Source organism: Amycolatopsis sp. BJA-103, from assembly GCF_002849735.1.
GTDB lineage: Bacteria > Actinomycetota > Actinomycetes > Mycobacteriales > Pseudonocardiaceae > Amycolatopsis.
Genome location: NZ_CP017780.1, coordinates 3,638,932 through 3,658,979, shown reverse-complemented (window position 1 = coordinate 3,658,979; position 20,048 = coordinate 3,638,932). Strand labels below are relative to the sequence as shown.

The 20,048-nt window shown below is 70.1% G+C and carries 11 protein-coding genes; 10 read left to right on the top strand and 1 reads right to left on the bottom strand.

Going from position 1 to position 20,048, the window contains the following annotated elements; all coding sequences use genetic code 11:
• Positions 1–37: 37 nt before the first annotated feature.
• The 5 genes from BKN51_RS15870 to BKN51_RS15850 all read left to right on the top strand — a co-directional run bounded on the left by BKN51_RS15870 (position 38) and on the right by BKN51_RS15850 (position 6,128).
• Positions 38–493, top strand: a complete 456-nt coding sequence (locus BKN51_RS15870) for a flavodoxin family protein (protein ID WP_101613237.1) — start codon at positions 38–40, stop codon at positions 491–493.
• Between the two features lie 42 nt (positions 494–535).
• Positions 536–1,531: a polyphosphate kinase 2 gene (gene ppk2, locus BKN51_RS15865; RefSeq protein WP_217359075.1), complete on the top strand. Its 996-nt coding sequence runs from the start codon at positions 536–538 to the stop codon at positions 1,529–1,531.
• A gap of 745 nt (positions 1,532–2,276) precedes the next feature.
• Complete coding sequence (locus tag BKN51_RS15860) at positions 2,277–3,077, top strand: siderophore-interacting protein (RefSeq protein ID WP_101608407.1); 801 nt, start codon at positions 2,277–2,279, stop codon at positions 3,075–3,077.
• Between the two features lie 157 nt (positions 3,078–3,234).
• A complete protein-coding gene (locus tag BKN51_RS15855; protein ID WP_101608406.1) occupies positions 3,235–5,004 on the top strand; it encodes an alpha/beta hydrolase in 1,770 nt (589 codons plus the stop codon).
• A 206-nt stretch (positions 5,005–5,210) separates the two neighbouring features.
• Positions 5,211–6,128, top strand: coding sequence for a helix-turn-helix transcriptional regulator (locus BKN51_RS15850; protein ID WP_101608405.1), 918 nt, complete (start codon positions 5,211–5,213; stop codon positions 6,126–6,128).
• On the opposite strand, the gene BKN51_RS15845 is transcribed toward BKN51_RS15850, so the two are convergent.
• Positions 6,113–7,390 (bottom strand): helix-turn-helix domain-containing protein, encoded by a 1,278-nt coding sequence (locus tag BKN51_RS15845; RefSeq protein WP_101608404.1) that lies wholly within the window; start codon positions 7,388–7,390, stop codon positions 6,113–6,115. The genes BKN51_RS15850 and BKN51_RS15845 overlap by 16 nt on opposite strands.
• A gap of 192 nt (positions 7,391–7,582) precedes the next feature.
• Here BKN51_RS15845 and BKN51_RS15840 point away from each other — a divergent pair, with 192 nt between their 5' ends.
• The 5 genes from BKN51_RS15840 to BKN51_RS15820 all read left to right on the top strand — a co-directional run bounded on the left by BKN51_RS15840 (position 7,583) and on the right by BKN51_RS15820 (position 19,927).
• Positions 7,583–8,989 (top strand): MFS transporter, encoded by a 1,407-nt coding sequence (locus BKN51_RS15840; protein WP_101608403.1) that lies wholly within the window; start codon positions 7,583–7,585, stop codon positions 8,987–8,989.
• Positions 8,990–9,158: 169 nt separating this feature from the next.
• Positions 9,159–10,919: a fatty acyl-AMP ligase gene (locus BKN51_RS15835; protein WP_101608402.1), complete on the top strand. Its 1,761-nt coding sequence runs from the start codon at positions 9,159–9,161 to the stop codon at positions 10,917–10,919.
• The gene (locus BKN51_RS15830) at positions 10,916–17,356 is read left to right on the top strand and encodes a type I polyketide synthase (protein ID WP_101608401.1); all 6,441 of its coding nucleotides are present in this window, start codon (positions 10,916–10,918) and stop codon (positions 17,354–17,356) included. The genes BKN51_RS15835 and BKN51_RS15830 overlap by 4 nt, the downstream gene beginning before the upstream one ends.
• Entirely contained in the window at positions 17,353–18,936 is a 1,584-nt protein-coding gene (locus tag BKN51_RS15825) for an acyl-CoA carboxylase subunit beta (RefSeq protein ID WP_101608400.1), read from the top strand. Before BKN51_RS15830 ends, BKN51_RS15825 begins: the two co-directional genes overlap by 4 nt.
• Before the next feature lie 13 nt (positions 18,937–18,949).
• Positions 18,950–19,927, top strand: a complete 978-nt coding sequence (locus BKN51_RS15820) for an alpha/beta hydrolase (RefSeq protein WP_101608399.1) — start codon at positions 18,950–18,952, stop codon at positions 19,925–19,927.
• The last annotated feature ends 121 nt before the right edge of the window (positions 19,928–20,048 follow it).

The following is a 20,048-nucleotide window of genomic DNA, read 5'->3' as shown; positions in this document are numbered from 1 at the left end:
CGGTCCACAAGGAAAGGACCGCGAAGTGGAGGATCGGATGAAGGTCGTCATCGTGTGTGTTTCGGTGTCCCACGGCAATACGGAGAGGGTCGCCGAGGTCATGGCGGAGGTACTCGGCGCCCGCGTCGTCAGTCCCGAGGAGGTCGACCTCGCCGACCTCGATTCTTGCGACCTCGTGGGTTTCGGCTCGGGGATCTTCGGCATGGACTTCCATCCGCGGCTGAGCCGGTTCGTGCAGGAGATGCCGGAGAAGCTGGGACAGAAGGCGTTCGTGTTCAGCACGAGCGGTCTTCCGGAGCCGCGGTTCCGGCGCTACACCGGGCGTCTGTCGCGGCTCCTCGGCCGGAAGGGGTTCGACGTGGTGGGCACCTTTTCGTGCCGGGGTTTCGACACCTGGCTCCCGTTCGAACTCGTCGGCGGGATCAGCAAGAACCGCCCTGGCTCGGACGATCTCGAAGCGGCGCGGCGCTTTGCCGAGAGCCTCGGCGGTTGATCGCCACGTTTGCGCGCCGCCGGACACGGGTATCAGCGGCATGTGCTCGACCCATCGCCTGATCTCGCCGCGCACTTCCCGGAACTGAGGGACCAACACCTCGTCGTCGATTACGAGGACGCCGACGACCCGGTGCTGCGCCGCCCGGACGGTTCCCCGATCGACACGTGGCGGGAGAACTATCCGCACCCGGCGCGGATGTCGCGCGAGGAATACGACGTGGTGAAACGGTCTTTGCAGATCGAACTGCTGAAGCTGCAGTACTGGATCAAGGCCACCGGCGGCCGCATGGTGATCCTGTTCGAAGGACGGGACGCGGCGGGCAAGGGCGGCACCATCAAGCGGTTCACCGAACATCTCAACCCGCGCGGCGCGAGGGTGGTGGCGCTGAGCAAACCCTCCGAGCGCGAACAGGGTGAGTGGTATTTCCAGCGGTACGCGAACCATCTGCCCACCGAGGGCGAGATCGTGCTGTTCGACCGGTCCTGGTACAACCGCGCCGGCGTCGAACGGGTGATGGGGTACTGCGCGGACGACCAGTACGAACGGTTCATGCGGCAGGCGCCGACCTTCGAGCGGATGCTCGTCGACGACGGGATCATCCTGGTGAAACTGTGGTTCTCGGTGTCGAAATCCGAGCAGCGCACCCGGTTCCTGATCCGGCAGGTCGACCCGGTGCGCCAGTGGAAGCTGAGTGCCAACGACGTCGAATCGCTGGACCGCTGGGACGCCTACACCGAGGCGAAGGTCGCGATGTTCCGTTCCACCGACACGGAGATCGCGCCGTGGACGGTGGTCAAGAGCAACGACAAGAAACGCGCGCGCGTCGAGGCGATGCGCAGCGTGCTCGCGCGCGTCGACTACGCAGACAAGGACAAGGACACCGTCGGCGAGCCGGATCTGAAGGTGGTCGGCGCCGCGGCGACCCTCCTGGAGGAGGGGGAGGACGAAGCGTCGCTCAGTCCGACTCCGATCGCGCGGCTGGAGGGCCCCGATCACGGGCCGGGCCTGCATCCGGAATCGGACGAGTCTCCGTAGGCCGCGCTGTGCGTCCGGTGAGGCGTGGGTCCAGGTGGTCGTGAGTGGCGATTCGGGTTCTGGTGGACCTGCATTGCCTACCCACTGGATCCCGATGCCATCTCGGTGGCTTGTAGACCTTGTTCTGGATGCCGATGTGAGCGAGTGGGGAGGATTTGGGACGTTCAACGTCCCAAATCTTCCCCGCTCGGCTGCCGTCCGCGAGGTTGCGGGGGTGGCACGGTCTTGATCGACGGAGGATCGGGGACGTTGAGTGTCCCCGATCCTCCGTTGATCAAGTACCAAGAGCGGAACGACCCCTCGACGATGAAGGAATCGGGACACTCAACGTCCCCATTCCTTCATCGTCAACGCCCGGCACACGCGTGAGCTCCACACTCGAACCTGCCGCGATGAGATTCCGGTGTCGTCGAACTCCGAGACCGGAGCGACCCCCTCGACTACCGCACCACACCTTCGCCCTGGGCACGCGTAGGTAGGCAAACACCGGCCCGCTCCAACCCGAATCGCCACTCACGACCACCCCGACCCAGTGCCCTCCGGCGCCGCGCTGCTGTCTACGGACCACGGTCCCGACCCACGCCTCACCGCCACCCCGGTCGCCCGGCAAACGTGAGCAACCCGCCCCGCCAGCCGCGCAAGCCCTGGTCCGGACACCTCCCGCGCGCCGGTGAAAGCGAGTACCCAAGAACTGAGGAAATGCTCATAATAGTGTCATGACCTGCGAAAACATCTGGGGCACGAAGTGATCCCACGCCTCCAGGCCCCGATCTCGCGCAAGATGATCACGCTCGAAGTGAAGAAGCGCGTCAGCCTGAGCCCGAACTTCGCGTCGGTCACCCTCGGCGGCCCGGCCTTGAAGGACCTCGTCGTGACCGGCGCGGATCAGACGGTGCGGCTGTTCTTCCCTCGCGAAGGTCAGCACCGCCTGCGGATGCCCACCTTCTCGAACGAGGCCTGGATGCCGCAGCTGTTGCTGCTGCCCAAGTCGGTCCGGCCCTGGGTGCGCACCCTCACCATCCGCCGGGCGAGGCCCGCCGACGACGAGGTCGACATCGAGTTCGCCCTCCACGGCAGTTCGCCGATGAGCGACTGGGTACGGCGGGTGAGGCCAGGGGATCCGGCCGGCATCTTCGACATGGGCACGACCTACCGGCCGCCGGACGACGTCGGCAGGCAGCTGATCGTCGCCGACGAGAGTGCTCTTCCCGCCGCCTTGGCGATACTCGACGACGTCCCGGAATCCCTTGCCGCGGAGGTCTTCCTGGAAGTGTCGACCGCCGCCGACATCCGCCGGTACGACAGTACCGACGGCGTCCGGATCCATTGGCTCGGCCGGGACGATCCGGGACGGCGTCCGGGAAGTCTCGCGCTCGAGGCGGTCCAGCAGGCGTCGCTGCCGCCCGGCCGGTTCTACACGTGGGTCGCGGGGGAGTCCCGCCTCGCGACAGCGGTGCGCCGCCACCTGGTGTCCGAGCGCGGCGCGGCTAAAGCGGACATCTCCTTCGCCGGATATTGGCGACACGGCTGGTCCAATCCCGGGTGAACCGGAGGTGTCGAGATCCTGCCATGTCGGGTATCCGCCATCTCCGGGCCGTGTAGGAAAGCTGATCACCGGTCTTTACTTCACGTACGGACGTCGGGGGCTCCTGTGGAAAGGGATCATGGTGATCAGTAGTACGAGAAAGACGCGGAGAGGCACGGTGGCGGTGATCGCCGGCGCCTTCCTGGCTTCGGGCCTGGTGCTGGCTCCCGCGGCGGGTGCGGCTCCCGCCGCCAAGGCCGACCCGGACACCGCGGCGCTCGCGGGCGCGCTGACCAAGCAGGCCGTGGCCTGGGGCGAGTGCTCGTTCCCCTCGGTCGCCCCGGCGACGGAAGCCGCGCTGAAGAAGGTCAAGGGGCTGGCCTGCGCCACCGTCCAGGTGCCGCGTGACTGGCACAACCCGCAGGACGGCAACACCATCGGCGTCCGTGTCTCGAAGACCGCGACCGCGTACCCCGGCACGGGACGGCAGGGCATCGCGCTGGTCAACCCGGGTGGACCCGGCGGCGAGGGCCTGCCGTGGGGTGCCGCGATGGCGATGCGCAGCCCGGTGCTGGCCTCGCAGTACGACTTCGTCGGCTTCGACCCGCGCGGCGTCGGTCAGAGCACCCCGCTGACCTGTACCTACACCGTCCCGGACAGCACGGATCAGAACGTGATCAGCCGGGCGAAGGTCGACGGCTGCCTGAAGAACCCGCTGACGAAGTTCATCACCACCGAGCAGACCGCGTACGACATGGACTTCATCCGTGTGCTGCTCAACGAGAAGAAGACCAGCTACATCGGTTACTCGTACGGCACGTGGCTCGGCACCTGGTACGCCACCACGTTCCCGAGCAAGGCGCACCGGTTCCTGCTCGACTCGTCGACCGACGCGAGCCGCTCGACGCTCGAGAAGACCTGGGACCTGCAGCCGCGCAGCCGTGACCGCCAGTTCCAGGAGGCCCTGCTGCCGTACATGGCGCGCAACGACGCCAAGTACAAGACGGGCACCGACCCGCTCGAGATCCGCCGCAACTGGGAGAAGGCCGGTGGCACCCGGGAGTTCGCGGGCATGCTCTACGCCGCCTGGTTCATCATCCCGGCGATGTACGACACGACGCAGTACCCGTCGGCCGCTTCGATGGTCGCCGCGCTGGCCAAGAAGCCCGCGACCACCGGAACCGACGCGGAGAAGCTCGAGCGGGTCGTCGCCGAGGCGCTGACCACGCCCGGCCTGACCGACGCGAACAAGGCGTTCCTGAACAAGGCCAAGGGCAACGCGCTGGAGGCCATCGCGAAGAAGGACTCGGTCGAGCGCAAGGCCTCCTACCAGGGCGGCGCCGAAGTCGAGACCTGGGACGCCGCGTTCGAGGCGATCCGCTGCCAGGACGGCCAGTGGAACCAGAACCTGCACTACTGGAATTTCTGGCAGGCCGACCTGACCGTGAACGCGCCCTTCATCGCGCCGATCATGGCTCAGTCGGGCGCCCCGCTCTGCGCGTTCTGGCAGACCACCAACGCCAAGCCTGCCCCGGACGCGAAGACGTTCCCGAAGCTGCTGATCGCGCAGACCGAACTGGACGCGGCCACGCCGTACGAGGGTGCGCTCGCCACCGCGAACGGCCTGCCGGGCGCCAAGATGATCAGCGTCGACAACGAAGGCAGCCACGGGATCTTCCCGTACAACACCGACTGCGTCGACGACCCGATCGTCGCCTACTTCCAGACCGGCCTCACGCCGAAGAAGAAGTTCACCGGCTGCCAGGGCCTGCCCCTGCCGGGTGAGGACAAGACGGTCGAGGTCGGCGGCAACCTCGGGCACGACGGGAAGATCAAGATCAAGATGATCACGCCCCAGGTGCGCAAGGCGAACGAGATCGTCCGTGAACTGCTCGAAGGCACCGCCACGCCGGAGGCCGACGAGAAGGGGATGCCCGCCAACAGCTAGTCCCCGAAGGCACTGAACGAGGCTCCCGCGAGCCGTACTGGTTCGCGGGAGTCTCTTCGGCGTGGATCTGTGATCCTTTCGTTACCGGTTCAGGCGCACGAACCCGGCGCTTTCCCCCTCAAGAACAGTGAGCGGAAACAGTGGTTCCGCGAGGCTTGACATCGATGTCAAGCGGTTGAGTCCTGGGGTGGGGGAGGAGAAGCGTCATGCTCGCCGAGTCGCGGGGCCTGTCGATGGAGGCCGAGCAGCTGTATCGGGCCATGCTGGACGGACGCCCGATCACGCCCGGCGCCGAGCTGGCCGAGCTGGAGCGGTTCGGCCTGGTCCGGTCCGGTGCGGCCGGGGTCGAGGTGTGCCCGCCGCGGGCGGCGCTGTCGGCGTTCGCCGCACAGCACGAGGCCGCGGCCATCCGCGCACGGGAAGCGGCCGAGGTACTCGGTGCCGCGTACTCGTTGAGGACGGGCAGAGACGCGGACTTCGTCGAGGTGCTCCGCAGCCGGGACGAGGTGATCGCCACCTTCGAGGCCATGCAGACGCAGTCGGGCGTGGACATCGTCGCGCTGGACCCCGGGTCGTACATGAGCCCGAAACCCGAGGTGAGCACGGTGCAGCCGGGATCGATGGCGCGCGGCATCGGCTACCGCGTCGTCTACGACTCGTCCGTGCTCCAAGACGACGACGGCTTCGCCCAGGTGCAGTCGAGTATCGCCCTGGGGGAGCAGGCGAGGGTCTTCCCCAGGCTGCCCCTGAAGCTGGTGATCGCCGACAGCAAGCGCGCGCTGATCGCCGTCCCGAACTCCGACGCAGGTGACGTGCTGGCGCTGCTGATCCACCCGTCGATGCTGCTGAGCGCGTTGATCGAGCTGTTCGAATCCTTCTGGCGGATGGCCGTGCCGGTCCGGGCGGGCGGTCCGGACGACGCGGAGGCGGCACAGGAGCCGACTCTCGCCACCCGCCGTCTGCTCGCCCTGTTGAGCGGGGGCATGACCGACGAGGCGATCGCCCGCGAGCTCGGCATCAGCGAACGCACGGTGCTCCGGCGGATCAGCCGTCTGCAGCAATTGCTGGGCGCGCAGACCCGGTTCCAGCTCGGCGCGCAAGCGTCGCGTCAGCGCTGGCTCTGATCGTCCGAAGTGGACTCTTCCGGTGGGCGCGTGCCCAAGAGCTGGTGTGCCCGCAAGGTCATCTGGATCTCCAGGCGCTGCGCGGGATCCGCGAGGCGGTCGCCGAACAGGTCGCTCAGCTGACTGACCCGGTAGCGCACCGTCTGCGGGTGGATGCCGAGCGCCTGCGCGATGTCCGGCGTGCTCCCGTTGTGCTCCAGCCAGGCCAGCAACGTCTCCGCGAGCCGGATCTGCTGTTTCACCGTCAGGCCGGAGAACGGCGCGAGCACCTTGTTCGACACCTCGTCGAGCAGGAAGCGGTCGAGCAGGAGCCAATGGGTGGCGAGGTGGTCCGAAGTGCGGGTCACCGGCCGGTCTTCGAGCACACCTTGGCTCACCAGGTCGAGGGTGCTTCTGGCCCAGCGCAGCGAGTTCGCGGCGTCGGCCGGGTGGACCCGCGGGCCGACGGCGGCACGCCAGCCCGGCAGCCTGCCGTCGAGGCCGCGCAGATCGCGACCCGGATTCGGGGTGAGCAAACAGGGTTCGTTGCCCTCCAGATCGAGCAGGACGTCGTCGGGGACGCGCGGAGCGGGGATCTGGTGTTGTTCGGCGCGCGGGTCGAGCGCGACGACGCAGATCCATTCCGGCATCTCCCACTTCGCGGCCTTCGCCATCGTCGCGATGGTCGCGGGGGAGGACGGAGGAGTGGCGAGGAGCAGTTCGAGCAGCCGTCTCCGCCGCCGTTCGAGTGTGCCTGTCGCGGTCGCCTGCGCGAGGGTGTAGCCCTCTACCGAATGGGACGAGATCTCGTCCACGTAAGCGAAAATCGCCTCCGCGCCGATACAGAGGACGGCCGGGGGAAGGCGATGTGCCTGGCCGAACTTCGCCACGTAGCGAAGCGCGGCGCGACCTCCGGCGCGATAAGCGGCCTGCAGCGTGTTCAGGCTTCCGCCGTCGCGATGCACGCGCTTGCCGACTTCGACGAACAGCCGCACCCAGTCGTCCGGGGGCGAACCGAGTCCTCCGATGCTGTCGATGCAGCTGACCACCGCCTGCTCGATCGCCCGCACGATGATCTTGCCGAACTCACCGTCCAGTGGTTTCCCGTACTCGGGGACGGCCTCTTGGATCTCTTCCAGGATCCGCCGCGCGAGCGGATCGGCGTGCGGCCGGAAACGCCGGGCCACCTCGGCGGGCAGTGAGCACCAGAGCAGTTGTGCCTGCCCCGCTCCTCGGGGCCGCGGGACGAGATCCCGTCCGGGATTCGTGGCCGTTCGGGTCATGGCTACTCCTTGCCGCACGACGACGTACGCGCACGACATGTACTCACACGGGTGAGGAAGTTGGCAACCGCCGTAGGGGGTTTATGTCGCCGGTACCAAGAAGGACGGCGGAAATTGTCACTTGGGACAGGGGTCGCGTTTCGTGAGTGGTAAAGACGGTTCTAACCGTCATTACCACTCACGAGGTGAGAAATGATTCCGACGCTGGTCATGATCGCGCTCGGGGCGTTCGTCACCACCCTCGACAACACGATCGTCGCGGCGGGCGCGCCTTCGATCGCCCGCGACCTCGGCCTGGATCTGCCCGCCCTGCAATGGGTGAGTATCGGCTACATGCTCCCGTTCGCCGGATTGCTGCCGGTGGCGGGCACCCTGGTGGACCGCTGGGGACAGGCCGCGACCCTGAGGGCCGGGCTGCTCGCGTTCGGCGCCGGCGCGATCGCGGGCGGGCTGGCCACGACGGCGTGGCTCGTGATCTCCGCCCGGGTACTGCAGGGCGCCGCCGCCGCGTTCCTCGTACCTGCCCTGCTCAGCCTGCTGCGCACCAATCTCGACGCGCGAAGACGGGCTGTCGGAGCGACGGTGTGGACGGCCTGTCTCGCGGCCGCGCTGGCGCTCGGCCCGACACTCGGCGGCGTGCTGAGCGAATACCTGGGCTGGGGCTGGATCTTCTTCGTCAATCTCCCTTTCGTGGCGGCGATGCTGTTCCTGCTGCGCCGGGTCGCCGCCGCCGGTCGCGGTCCGGCGACAGGCAGACCTGCCGTGCTCTCGATGCTGGTGGTGACGACCGGGATGGTCCTGGTCACCGCCGCCGTGGTGGAACTGGGCGAGGGTGGTGCGCTGCTGCCCGCGGTGCTCGGCGCGGCGGGAACGGGCTTCGCGATCTGGTTCGTGCTCAGGGAAAGACGCGCGCGCGAGCGCCTGGTACCGGCGGAACTGACCGGTCAGCGGGTCTTCGTCGGCGCGCTCACCGTGCAACTGCTGTGGGGTCTGGGGGTTTCGGGCGTCTTCTTCTTCACGCCGTTGCTGCACCAGGAATCCCTCGGACTCGGGCCGGTGCTCGCCGGGTTGCCGCTGGTCGTGGTGGCGGTCGCGGTCGTCGCGGCGACACCGCTGGTGCCCTGGGCGGTACCGCGATTCGGTCCACATCGGACTGTCGCGGCGGGGCTGGCCACGGTGGCCGCCGGGCTGCTGGTCCTCGCCGCGGTCAACCATCTGCCGGAAGTGCCGCCGAGGATCCCCGGGCTGGTGCTGATCGGAGCCGGATCGGCCCTGACGACGCCGCTGACCTCGTACGCGCTGGAAATCGTGGCCGAGCGGCACGCGGGTACCGCCTCCGGCCTGCTCACCGCGTCCCGGGAACTGTCGAGCGCACTGGGTGTCGCGCTGATCGGGACGGTTTTGGCGGTGGTGCGCACGGCGAATCTCGGCGACGGCACGGCGTCCGCGCTGGCGAGTGGCTACACGGCGGGCCTGCTGACCGCGGCGGGGCTGGAACTCCTCGGCGCGCTGCTCGCGCTCCGGTTGCTTAACGACCGGGCCGGCCAAAGTCCGTCCCGAAGTGACAAGCGGGGTGCCACGTTTCTCTCTTCCCGGTGAGCATGGCCGCGGCGCCGTCGGCGTTTCCCGCTCCTTTCATTGACACCCTTCCCGGGTGATCCATACAGTTCCGGGCAGTTCAAGAACGGTCTCCGGAATGGAATCCGCTTTCGGCAACGGTGCCGTTCAGAATTCACCTGCTCCTGCTCACGTCGTCAAACGAGGGGCTATGGAAACCATTTCGGAAACGGTCGTCGCCGCCCACGGGCGGGACCACGCTCCCGGCGGGGAGTCGTTCGCGACCCTGCTGGAGTACTGGGCGCGGCGGCTCGGCGACGAGATCGCCGTGACCTATCTCGACCACCGTGCCGGCGCGGACGGCCGCGCGATCAGTCTCTCGTGGCGCGAACTCGACGACCGGGTGGACGTCCTCGCCACCCGGCTGGCCGTCTTCGCCGCCCCGGGTGAGCGGGCGGCGATCCTGGCGCGGCAGTCCGCGGACTACGTCGTCGCGTTCCTCGGCGCGATCCGGGCCGGGCTGGTCGCGGTCCCGTTGTTCGCCCCGGACCTCCCCGGGCACGCGGGCAGGCTGGCCGCCGTGCTCGCCGACTGCGCGCCCCGGATCGTGCTCACGACCGCCGACGGCATCGACGACGTCTCCGGTTTCCTCTCCTCGACGGACATCGAGCGCCCCGCGGTGCTCGCCGTCGACACCCCATCTCCGGTCGCGGCCGGTGAACGTTCCTGGCCGCGACCGGAACCGGACGGACTGGCGTACCTGCAGTACACGTCCGGTTCGACGCGCACCCCGGCGGGCGTGATGCTGACCCACCGCAACGCGCTCACGAACGCCCGCCAGGCCTGCGACGCCTACGCGATCGAAACCGGGACTACGTCCACCGTCAGCTGGCTGCCGCTCTTCCACGACATGGGCCTGATCCTCGGCATCGGCGCGCCGATGGCCGCGGGCGCCGCTTCGGTGCTGATGGATCCGCTCGCGTTCCTCGAACGCCCGTCACGGTGGCTGCGCGCGCTCACCGCCAGCCCCGGCGCGATCAGCGCGGCGCCCAACTTCGCCTACGCCTACAGCGCTTCCCGCGTGACCGAGGACGAGAAGAGCTACCTCGAACTGAGCCGGGTCGTCTCGCTGATCAACGGAAGCGAGCCGGTGCTGCCCGCGACCATCGCGAAATTCCACGACGCCTTCGAGGACTGCGGGCTGCGTCCCGAAGTGCACCGTTCCTCCTACGGGCTGGCCGAGGCCACCGTGCTCGTCGCCGTCACCGAGGCGGGCAAGGCACCGCGGCAGGTCACCTTCGACCGCGAGCGGCTCGCCGCCGGGATCGCGATCCCCGCCGCCCCCGGCGCGGCGTCCACCACGCTCGTCTCCTGCGGATTCCCGGCGGGCCAGCGGGTCCGCATCGCCGATCCGGTCACCGGCGCGCTCGTCGAACCGGGCAGGGTGGGGGAGATCCAGGTCAACGGCCCGAACATCGGCGCGGGCTACTGGGGACGGCCCGGCGAGTCCGCCGTCGTCTTCGGCCTGCCGCCGATCGATCCCGAGTCCGGCGCGGGCTGGCTGGCGACCGGGGATCTCGGCGTGCGCCACGGCGGTGAGCTGTTCATGACCGGCAGGTTGAAGGACCTCGTCATCGTCGACGGCCGCAACCACTACCCGCAGGACCTCGAACAGACCGTCGAGACGCATCCCGCGGTCCGGCCGCATTCCGCCGCGGTCTTCGCGATCGAGCACGGAGACGGCGAGGCGGCGGTCGTGGTGGTGGAACGGGCCAAGGCGATCGACGCCGACGTCGCGGTGGCGGCAGGGGAGATCCGGAGGGCGGTCGCGGCCGCGCACGGGCTGCGTCCGCACGACGTCGTCTTCCTCGCCCCGGGCGAAGTCCCGCGCACCTCCAGCGGCAAGATCAGCCGGGCGTTGTGCCGGAAGTCCTATCTGGACGGTGCGCTCACCGCACGGCGGCTCGGGTGACCGCGGAGATCCGCGCCTGGCTCGTCGCGCGGGTGGCGGAGCGGACCGGCCTGGCCGCGCACCAGGTCGACCCGGACCGGCCGCTGCACGAAAGCGGGCTTTCCTCACGGGAGTCGATGGAGCTGGCCGCGGATCTGGGCCGGTACCTCGGCCGTCCGCTGGCGCCGACCCTGGTGTGGCAGTACCCGACGATCGCCGCTCTCGCCGAGCGTCTGTCCACAGCGGACGGTGATGCCGTGACGACCGCGGAAGGCCGGGAAGAGGAGCCGATCGCCATCGTCGGGGTCGGCTGCCGTCTGCCCGGCGGGGCCGGATCCCCGGAGCGGTACTGGCACTTCCTCGACGCCGGGCGCGACGGCATCCGCGACGTCCCCGAAGACCGGTGGGAGGCGTTCGGCGACGACTTCGACTGGGTGCCCGGCCGAGGGGGATTCCTCGACGACATCGCCGGTTTCGACGCCGGGTTCTTCGGCATCACGCCGGGTGAGGCCGAAGCGATGGACCCCCAGCAGCGGATGCTGCTAGAGGTCGCTTGGGCGGCGCTGGAACACGCCGGGATCCCGCCGTCGAGCCTGCGCGGGACCCGGACCGGGGTGTTCGTCGGGCTCTCGGCCGGTGAGTACGGCCACCTGACGATGGCCGACGCCACCGCCGTCGACGTCTGGTCCGCCACCGGAGCCGCGACGAGCATCGCCGCCAACCGGCTTTCGTACCTGTTCGACCTGCGCGGGCCCAGTCTCACGCTCGACACCGCCTGCTCGTCTTCGCTGGTGGCGGTGCATCAGGCGGTGCAGAGCCTGCGTCGCGGCGAATGCGGGACCGCGCTCGCCGCCGGGGTGAACCTGCTCCTCTCACCCGCCGTCACCGCGACTTTCCAGCGCGCCGGGGTCCTCGCCCCCGACGGTCATTGCAAACCGTTCGACGCCGCCGCCGACGGCATCGCCCGCGGCGAGGGCTGCGGCGTCGTCGTGCTCAAACCGCTGAAGGCCGCGCGCCGCGCGGGGGACCGGGTGCTCGCGGTGATCCGCGGCAGCGCGGTGAACTCCGACGGCCGGTCCAACGGTCTCGTCGCGCCCAGCCCCGGCGCACAGGCCGCACTGTTGCGGGACGCCTACGCCGCGGCGGGCGTCGAACCGTCCTCTGTGGACTATGTGGAGGCACACGGGACCGGCACCGAGCTGGGGGATCCGATCGAAGCCGTCGCGCTCGGCGAGGTGCTCGGAGCCGGCCGCGAACCCGGCCGTCCGCTCCTGATCGGTTCGGTGAAGGGCAACCTGGGGCATCTCGAAGGCGCGGCGGGGATCGCCGGGCTGATCAAGGTCGTCCTCGCCATGGTCCACCGGCGGCTGCCGCCGACCCCGCACCATCGCGAACCCAGCCCGCACATCGACTTCGCCGGTCTCGGCCTGCGAGTGGTCGGCACCGGGACGGACTGGCCGCGATACTCCGGTGTCGCGCGCGCCGGGATCTCCGCTTTCGGCTTCGGCGGCACCAACGCGCATGTCGTCCTCGAAGAGTGGCCGGCCGCGTCGTTCGCCGCCCGCGGGACCGAAACCGCAGGCCCGAGGGTGTTCGCGCTGTCGGCTGGGTCTCTCGAAACGCTCCGCGCGCGGGCCGCCGATCTGGCGGACTGGCTCGAAGACCCGGCCAACGCCGCGGTGCCGCTGGACACGGTCGCCGCGACGCTGGCGAGGAGCCGGGACCATCTGCCGGTGCGCGGCGCGGTGGTCGCCGGGGAACGCGGCCAGGTCGCCGCCGCGCTGCGGGACATGACCGCGGTGGAGACCGGGCCCGTGCCCGGCGTCGTGTTCGTCTTCTCCGGCTACGGCTCCCAGTGGCCGGGGATGGGCCGCCGCCTGCTGAGCACCGAACCCGCTTTCCGCGCGGAGGTGGAGGCACTCGATCCCGTCTTCCAGGTCGAGGCCGGGTTCTCCCTGCGCGAGGTGCTCTCCGGCGAGCGCGACCTCCCGGATCTCTGCGCGACACAACTCGCGTTGTTCGGCATGCAACTCGCCCTGGCCGGACTCTGGCGTGCGCACGGCGTCACCCCGGCCGCGGTGCTCGGGCATTCGATGGGCGAGGTCGCGGCCGCCGTCGTCGCGGGTGCCCTGGACGTCGCCGACGGCCTGCGCGTGATGACCACGCGGGCCCGGCTCCTCGCGGAGGTCGACGCGACCGGTGACGGCGCGATGGCCGTGGTCGAGCTGTCCCCGGCCGAACTGGCCGACCTGGAAGCGGAGTTCCCCGGGATCACCGTCGCGGTCTACGCCTCGCCGGTCCAGTGCACCGTCAGCGGCGGCGCGGAGCAGGTCGAGGCGCTGGTCTCGCACGTCGAGAGCCTCGGCAGGCTGGCGAAGCGGCTGCCGGTCGGGGGCGCGGGCCATTCGGAAGCCGTCGACGCCGTCCTCGGCCGGTTCCGTGCCGATCTCGGCGGGCTCTCGCCACGGCCCGTTGAAATCCCTTGCTACAGCAGCGTTCTCGACGATCCGCAACGGACACCGGTGTTCGACGTCGAGTACTGGGCGGCCAACCTGCGCCGCCCGGTGCGGTTCAGCCAGGCACTCGCGGCCGCGACCGCCGACGGCTACGGCGTGTTCGTCGAGATCTCGCCGCATCCGGTGGCACTGGCCGCGATCGAGCAGAGCACCGGGGCGCTGGCGCTGCCTTCGGCGAGCCGCAAAGTCGACGAGCGGAAGGCGTTCCTGACCACGCTTGCCCGCCTCCACACACTCGGACTACCCGGCGTGCTCGACGCCCGCGGCCCCCGTCCGGTACCGGTGGCGCTGCCCGGCCCGCGCTGGCGTCACCAGCGGTTCTGGCCCCGGCGCCCGGCCTCCCGGTCCGGATCCGGTGGCGCGCATCCGTTGCTGGGCGTCCACATCGAACAGCCGACCGGCGGCGGGCACCTGTGGCACGCCGACGTCGGGACCGCGGCGCTGCCGTGGCTGGCCGACCACGCGGCGATGGGGGTCCCGTTGTTCCCCGCCGCCGGTTTCCTGGAGCTGGCGCTCGCGGCGGCCAAGGCGGTCCTGAGGCCCGGCGGGCAGCTTCGCGTCGGCGGCCTCGAACTGCACCGGGTGCTCCCGCTCGCAGCGCACACCGAGGTGACGACCAGCCTCGGCACCGGCTCCGGACAGTCCGAAGTGGACATCTACGCCCGGTCCGCGCACGGCGGCTGGATCCGGCACGCCACCGCCCGCGTCCGTGACGGGGAGACCGCGGTGGTGCCGTTCGGGGCTGTCGCGGACGATGCCCGGCCTGTCGACCTCTACGAGGTGCTCGCCGGGATGGGGCAGAGCTACGGTCCCGCCTTCCGCGGGCTGCGCGGGGTTCTGGCGGCGCCAGGCCGGGCTTCGGCGTCGATCACCATGCCCGCCGACCACCCGGCCTACGTCCTGCACCCGGTGATCGCCGACGCCTGCCTGCACGCGCTGGCCGCGGCCGGAGGGGACACGCTGCGCGAAGCCGACGGCGTCTTCCTGCCGCTGACCTTGGGCGAGGTCGTCCTCGCCGGTGACCCACGCCGCGGTGTCCGCGTCGACGCCGTCCTCGACTCGCTTGATCCGGCCGGTGACGGCCTGGTCGGCAGCGTCCAGCTGGTCGACGCCGACGACGTCGTGCTGGTCGAGTTCCGCGAGGTCTATTGCCGCCGGTTCCAGCGTTCGGCGCTGCCGGTGCCGATGGCGGACCTGCTGTTCGAGACGGTCTGGAGACAGGCCGAGCTGCCGGCGGCGGAACCGGGCACGCGCAGCTGGCTCGTCCTGCACGACGACGTGTCCTGGCTGACGGCGCTGCGCGACAAGCTCGCCGAGTTCGGGGACGAACTGGTGACAGCCCCGCTCGGAGACCGCGCCGCGCTGGCGGGACTCCTGCGATCCCACGAGGTGACGGGCGTTCTCACGTGCGTCCCCACCACGGACGACCCTGATCCGATGAGCGCCGCGCGTGCGGTCGCCACGCTCTCCGGTGTCCTCGCCGAACTGGCCGAAGCGGCGTCCGCCCCGCGTTTGTGGCTGGTCGGCGCGGGCGCGTCGGCCGTCGAGCCCGGCGAGTGTGGTGACCCCGGCCAGGCCTGCCTGCGCGGCCTCGTCCGGGTCCTCGCCTTCGAACATCCCGAGCTGCGGGCGAGCCAGGTCGACTTCGACGCCGAGCCCGATCCCGCCCGGCTGTGGGTCGGCAGGCTGGTGGCGGAGATCCGCTCGGACGCGCCGGACGACGAGATCTCCTGGCGCGAAGGCGTCCGCTACACGCGGCAGCTGGCCCGCCCGGAACTCGGCGAACCCGGTCGCGAAACCGTGGTGCGTGACGGTGCCTACGTGATCACCGGCGGTCTGGGCGGCCTCGGCCTGGTCGCGGCGGAGTGGCTGGCAAAACGCGGCGCGAGCAGGCTGGTCCTCTCCGGACGCCGCGGCGCGAGCGCCGACGTCGAACCGATGCTGGCAGACCTGCGTGAACTGGGCGCCGACATCCGCGTCGTCGCGGGCGACATCGCCGAACCGGGGACGGCCGAGGTGCTGGTCGCGGCGGCCACGGAAGACGGTCTGCCCCTGCGCGGTGTGCTGCACGCGGCCGGCGTGCTGTCCGACGGCGCCGCCATCACCCTCGGGACCGAGGCCGTCGAAGCGGTCTGGCGGGCGAAAGCGCTGGGAGCGTGGCGGTTGCACGAGGCGACCGCCGGACACGAACTCGACTGGTGGCTGGCGTACTCGTCGGCGGCCGCGTTGTTCGGGTCGCCGGGTCAGGCCGCCTACGCCACCGCGAATGCCTGGGTCGACGCGCTCGTCGAGTGGAGACGGGCCGCCGGGCTCCCGGCGGCGACCATCGGCTGGGGAGCCTGGGGTGAGGCGGGAGCGGCCGTCGGCAGCCGCAACCCGGTGCTCGAACCGCTCGGTACGGAGGAGGCGCTGGCGGCGATGGACGCCGTGCTGGCGCGTGATCGCGGGGTGACCGGGATCGCCCGCGTGGACGCTGGAACCGTACTGGCCTTGTTCCCGCGGCTGGCCGGACGGCCGTTCTTCGAAATCCTGGTACCCGGCGAGGAACCGGCCGCCGGACCGTCCACTTGGGACGGATTGGACGCGTTGCGGGCGGTCCTGCCGGAAGCCGCCCGCGAGATGCTCGCCGACTACCTGGCCGGGCTCGTCGCCGGAATGCTCGGCCTCGCCGCGGACGAGATCGACAGGCACGTCTCGCTCACCCGGCTCGGTTTGGATTCCCTCACCGCCATGCGCGCGAGGGGCGTCGTGGAACGCGATTTCGGCCTGCCGCTGCCGATTCCGCTGCTGTTGCGCGGCGCCAGCCTCGCCGAACTCGCCGACCATCTCGCCGAAGAGGCCGGGTTCGGGGCGGCTCCGCGGTCCGCCGCCCCGAACGTGGCGATCGGGCCCCGCGATCCGGCCGAACGCTGGGTCGCCCGGCACTGGCAGGCCGAGCTGGGCGGCGCGGAACCCGGTGTCCACGAAGACTTCTTCGACGCGGGTGGCGACACCGACGCCGCCGAGCGGCTGCGCGCGGTGTTCGCCGGGCAGCTCGGAGCCGTCCCCGACCGGCTTTTCGCCACGCCCACCATCGCCGCGATGGCGGACCTGCTGCGTGACCGGATCGAGGGACGCGGAGGCTGCCCGGTCCGTCCGCTGCGCGAAGGCGGTACCGATCCGGTGTTCCTGTTCCATCCGGCCGGGGGACCGACCAGCGTCTACGACGGGCTCGTCCGGCTGCTGCCGGAGGGCAGGCCCGTCTACGGCCTCGAACGGATCGACGACGAGGACACCATCGAGGGCAAGGCGGAGTGCTATCTCGAGTTGATCCGCGAAATCCAGCCACGGGGCCCGTACCGGCTGGGCGGCTGGTCGTTCGGCGGTTGCCTGGCCTACGAGACGGCCCGGCGGCTGACCGCGGCGGGGGAGCGGGTCGACGTCGTGTTCATGATCGACAGCATCCTGCCGCTGCCCGCGCCGGGGAAACCGGCGCACGAGATCCTGCTGGAGCGATTCGACCGGTTCGCCGAGCACGTCGAGAAAACCTACGGCGTCCCGTTGGACATCCCGCGCGAAGAGCTCGTCCAGCTCGGCGACGACGACCAGATCCGGCTGGTGATCAACAGGCTGGCCGCGCGGGTGCCCGGGATGGGGCAGGGAGTGCTGCGGCACCAGTACGAGTCCTATGTGGACGCACGGGTGGCCGAACGCTACGACCCGGAACCGTACGCCGGGCCGGTGCTGCTGATGCGCGCGCAGGAGCCGCATCCGCTGACCACCACCCTCGACCCGCGCTACCTGCGCACCGACGACGCCCTCGGCTGGGACGCCTTCTGCGCCGACCTCGAGGTCGTGCGGGTCCCGGGCGACCACCTGTCGATGATCGACCCGCCGCACGTCGAGGTGGTCGCCGCGGCGCTCGCGGCCCGGCTCGCGGCACCGAGGGCGGCGCGGCCATGACCGACGTCCCGTTCGCTCCGACGACGGCGTTCCGGATCGCCGATCTCGCCGCCCGCCAGGAAGAGGCCGTCCGGATCGCCGAGAAGCGAGCCGTCGACCGGCAGCACGCCAAGGGCAAGCTGACCGCGCGCGAACGCATCGACCTGTTGCTGGACCCGGGTTCCTTCGTCGAACTCGACCAGTTCGCCCGGCATCGGTGCACCGAATTCGGGATGGACGCCAACCGGCCCTACGGCGACGGCGTGGTGACCGGGCACGGCACCGTCGACGGCAGGCAGATCTGCGTGTTCTCGCAGGACTTCACCGTGTTCGGCGGCAGCATGGGCGAGGTCTTCGGCGAGAAGGTCCTCAAGGTGATGGACCTGGCGATGACGCTGGGCTGCCCGGTGGTCGGGATCAACGATTCCGGCGGCGCCCGGATTCAGGAAGGCGTCGTCTCACTGGCCTACTACGCCGAACTCGGCAGGCGCAACGCGCTGGCCTCCGGCGTCATCCCGCAGATCTCGCTGATCATGGGCCCCTGCGCCGGTGGTGCGGTCTACTCGCCGGCGATCACCGATTTCACGGTGATGGTCGACGAGACCGCGCACATGTTCGTCACCGGGCCGGACGTCGTGCACGCCGTCAGCGGCGAGCGGGTCACCGCCCAGCAGCTCGGCGGCGCCGCGGTGAACAGCGAGATCTCCGGCAACGCCCACCACCGGGCCGTCGGCGAGCAGGACGCGATCGACTGGGTGCAGACCTTGCTCGGCTATTTGCCGTCCAACAACCTTGACCCCGTCCCGGACTACGCCGACGAGACCGCTCCCGACCTCACCGCCGCCGATCTCGAGCTCGACAGGCTGATTCCCGATTCGCTGAACCAGGCCTACGACATGGCCGAGGTGATCCTCCGCCTCGTCGACGATGGCGAGTTCACCGAGGTGCACAGTGCCTTCGCGCCCAACATGATCTGCGCGTTCGGCCGGGTGCAGGGCCGCACGGTCGGCGTCGTCGCCAACCAGCCGCGACATCAGGCGGGCGTGATCGACATCGACGCCTCGGAGAAGGCCGCGCGGTTCGTGCGGTTCTGCGACGCTTTCGACATCCCGATCCTGACCCTCGCCGACGTCCCCGGCTATCTGCCCGGCGCGGACCAGGAACGGCACGGCATCATCCGCCGCGGCGCGAAACTGATCTACGCCTACGCCGAAGCGACCGTGCCGAAGGTGACCGTGGTGATCCGCAAGGCATACGGCGGCGGCTACGCGGTGATGGGCTCGAAGCATCTCGGCGCGGACGTCAACCTGGCCTGGCCCACCGCGGAGATCGCGGTGATGGGCGCCGAGGGCGCGGTGCGGGTGCTGCACCGGCGCGAGCTGGCCGCGCTGCCTCCGGAACAGCGGTCCGTCGAACAACGGCGGCTTACCGAGGCGTACCGCAAACGGCATTCGAACCCGTACCTCGCCGCGGAACGCGGCTACGTCGACCAGGTCATCGCGCCGTCGGAGACCCGCCTGCAAGTGTCCAGGGCGCTGCGCGCGCTGCGGACCAAACGGCAGACCCTCCCGGCCAAGAAGCACGGAAACATCCCTTTGTGAGCAAGGAGAAGCGATGAACCGAACGTGGCGGTGGGGGCTGCTGGTGTTGTCCATGGTCGCCGTGCTGGGAAGCTCGATCCCCGCGAGCGCGGCCCCGACGCGGGCCACTGCGGACAACGGCGCGAAGGTCGTCGAGGAGACCTGGCTGGACGCGCGCACGGTCGACCTCAAGATCAGCTCGCCCGCGCTCGGCACCACCGGCATGGTCCGCCTGTTCGTCCCGACGGGCTGGGCCGCGCAACCCACGCGGACCTGGCCCACGCTGTACCTGCTGCACGGCTGCTGCGAACCGGTCGACTACCGGTCGTGGGACCAGTTCACCGACGCCAAGGCGTTCACCGCGGACAAGGACGCCCTCGTCGTCATGCCGACCGGCGGTCCCGCCGGGATGTACACCAAGTGGTGGAACTTCGGGCTCAAGAGCACGCCGGATTGGGACACCTTCCACACCTTGGAAGTACGGCAGATCGTCGAACGCGGTTACCGGGCAGGCACCCGCCGGGCGATCGCCGGACTGTCGATCGGCGGGTACGGCGCGCTCGCGTATTCGTTCAAGCACAAGGGGATGTTCGCCGCGGCGGCGTCGTACAGCGGCGTGCCGAACACGCTGAATCAGGGAGCGCCGCTGTTCATCCAGGGAATCCTGGCCCGCGCGGGGATCTTCAACTACCTCGAACTGTGGGGTGACAGCTGGGGGATGCGGCCGTTGTGGACGGCGAACAATCCCTTCGATCACGTCGACGACCTGCGCGGCACGGCACTCTACGTCTCGTGCGGAACCGGGAAGACCGGCCCGCTTGACCCGCCGGGGCAGTCCGACTTCTTCGAACCGGCGGCGTTGACGTCTTCCGTGAGTTTCACGGATCGGCTGAAGTCCAAGGGGATTCCGGTGACCGTCGACTACTACGGCGACGGGACCCACAGTTGGCCCTACTGGCAACGGGCGTTGCGCAACTCCTGGCCGGTACTGGCCGGCGGACTCGGCCTCTGACCGGTCTCGCTCGCGTGACCAGACACGGAACTCGCGTGATCAGACACGGAACTCACGTGACTGGAGACCGCACTCGTGAGTTCCGTCCCTGATCACGCGAGATCCGGGCTCAATCACGTGG

Bases quoted from the DNA above. Each gene is read 5' to 3' on its own strand.
- BKN51_RS15845 (WP_101608404.1), bottom strand. From the start codon at position 7,390: ATGACCCGAACGGCCACGAATCCCGGACGGGATCTCGTCCCGCGGCCC.
- BKN51_RS15835 (WP_101608402.1), top strand. From the start codon at position 9,159: ATGGAAACCATTTCGGAAACGGTCGTCGCCGCCCACGGGCGGGACCAC.
- BKN51_RS15840 (WP_101608403.1), top strand. From the start codon at position 7,583: ATGATTCCGACGCTGGTCATGATCGCGCTCGGGGCGTTCGTCACCACC.
- BKN51_RS15825 (WP_101608400.1), top strand. From the start codon at position 17,353: ATGACCGACGTCCCGTTCGCTCCGACGACGGCGTTCCGGATCGCCGAT.
- BKN51_RS15870 (WP_101613237.1), top strand. From the start codon at position 38: ATGAAGGTCGTCATCGTGTGTGTTTCGGTGTCCCACGGCAATACGGAG.
- BKN51_RS15820 (WP_101608399.1), top strand. From the start codon at position 18,950: ATGAACCGAACGTGGCGGTGGGGGCTGCTGGTGTTGTCCATGGTCGCC.
- BKN51_RS15850 (WP_101608405.1), top strand. From the start codon at position 5,211: ATGCTCGCCGAGTCGCGGGGCCTGTCGATGGAGGCCGAGCAGCTGTAT.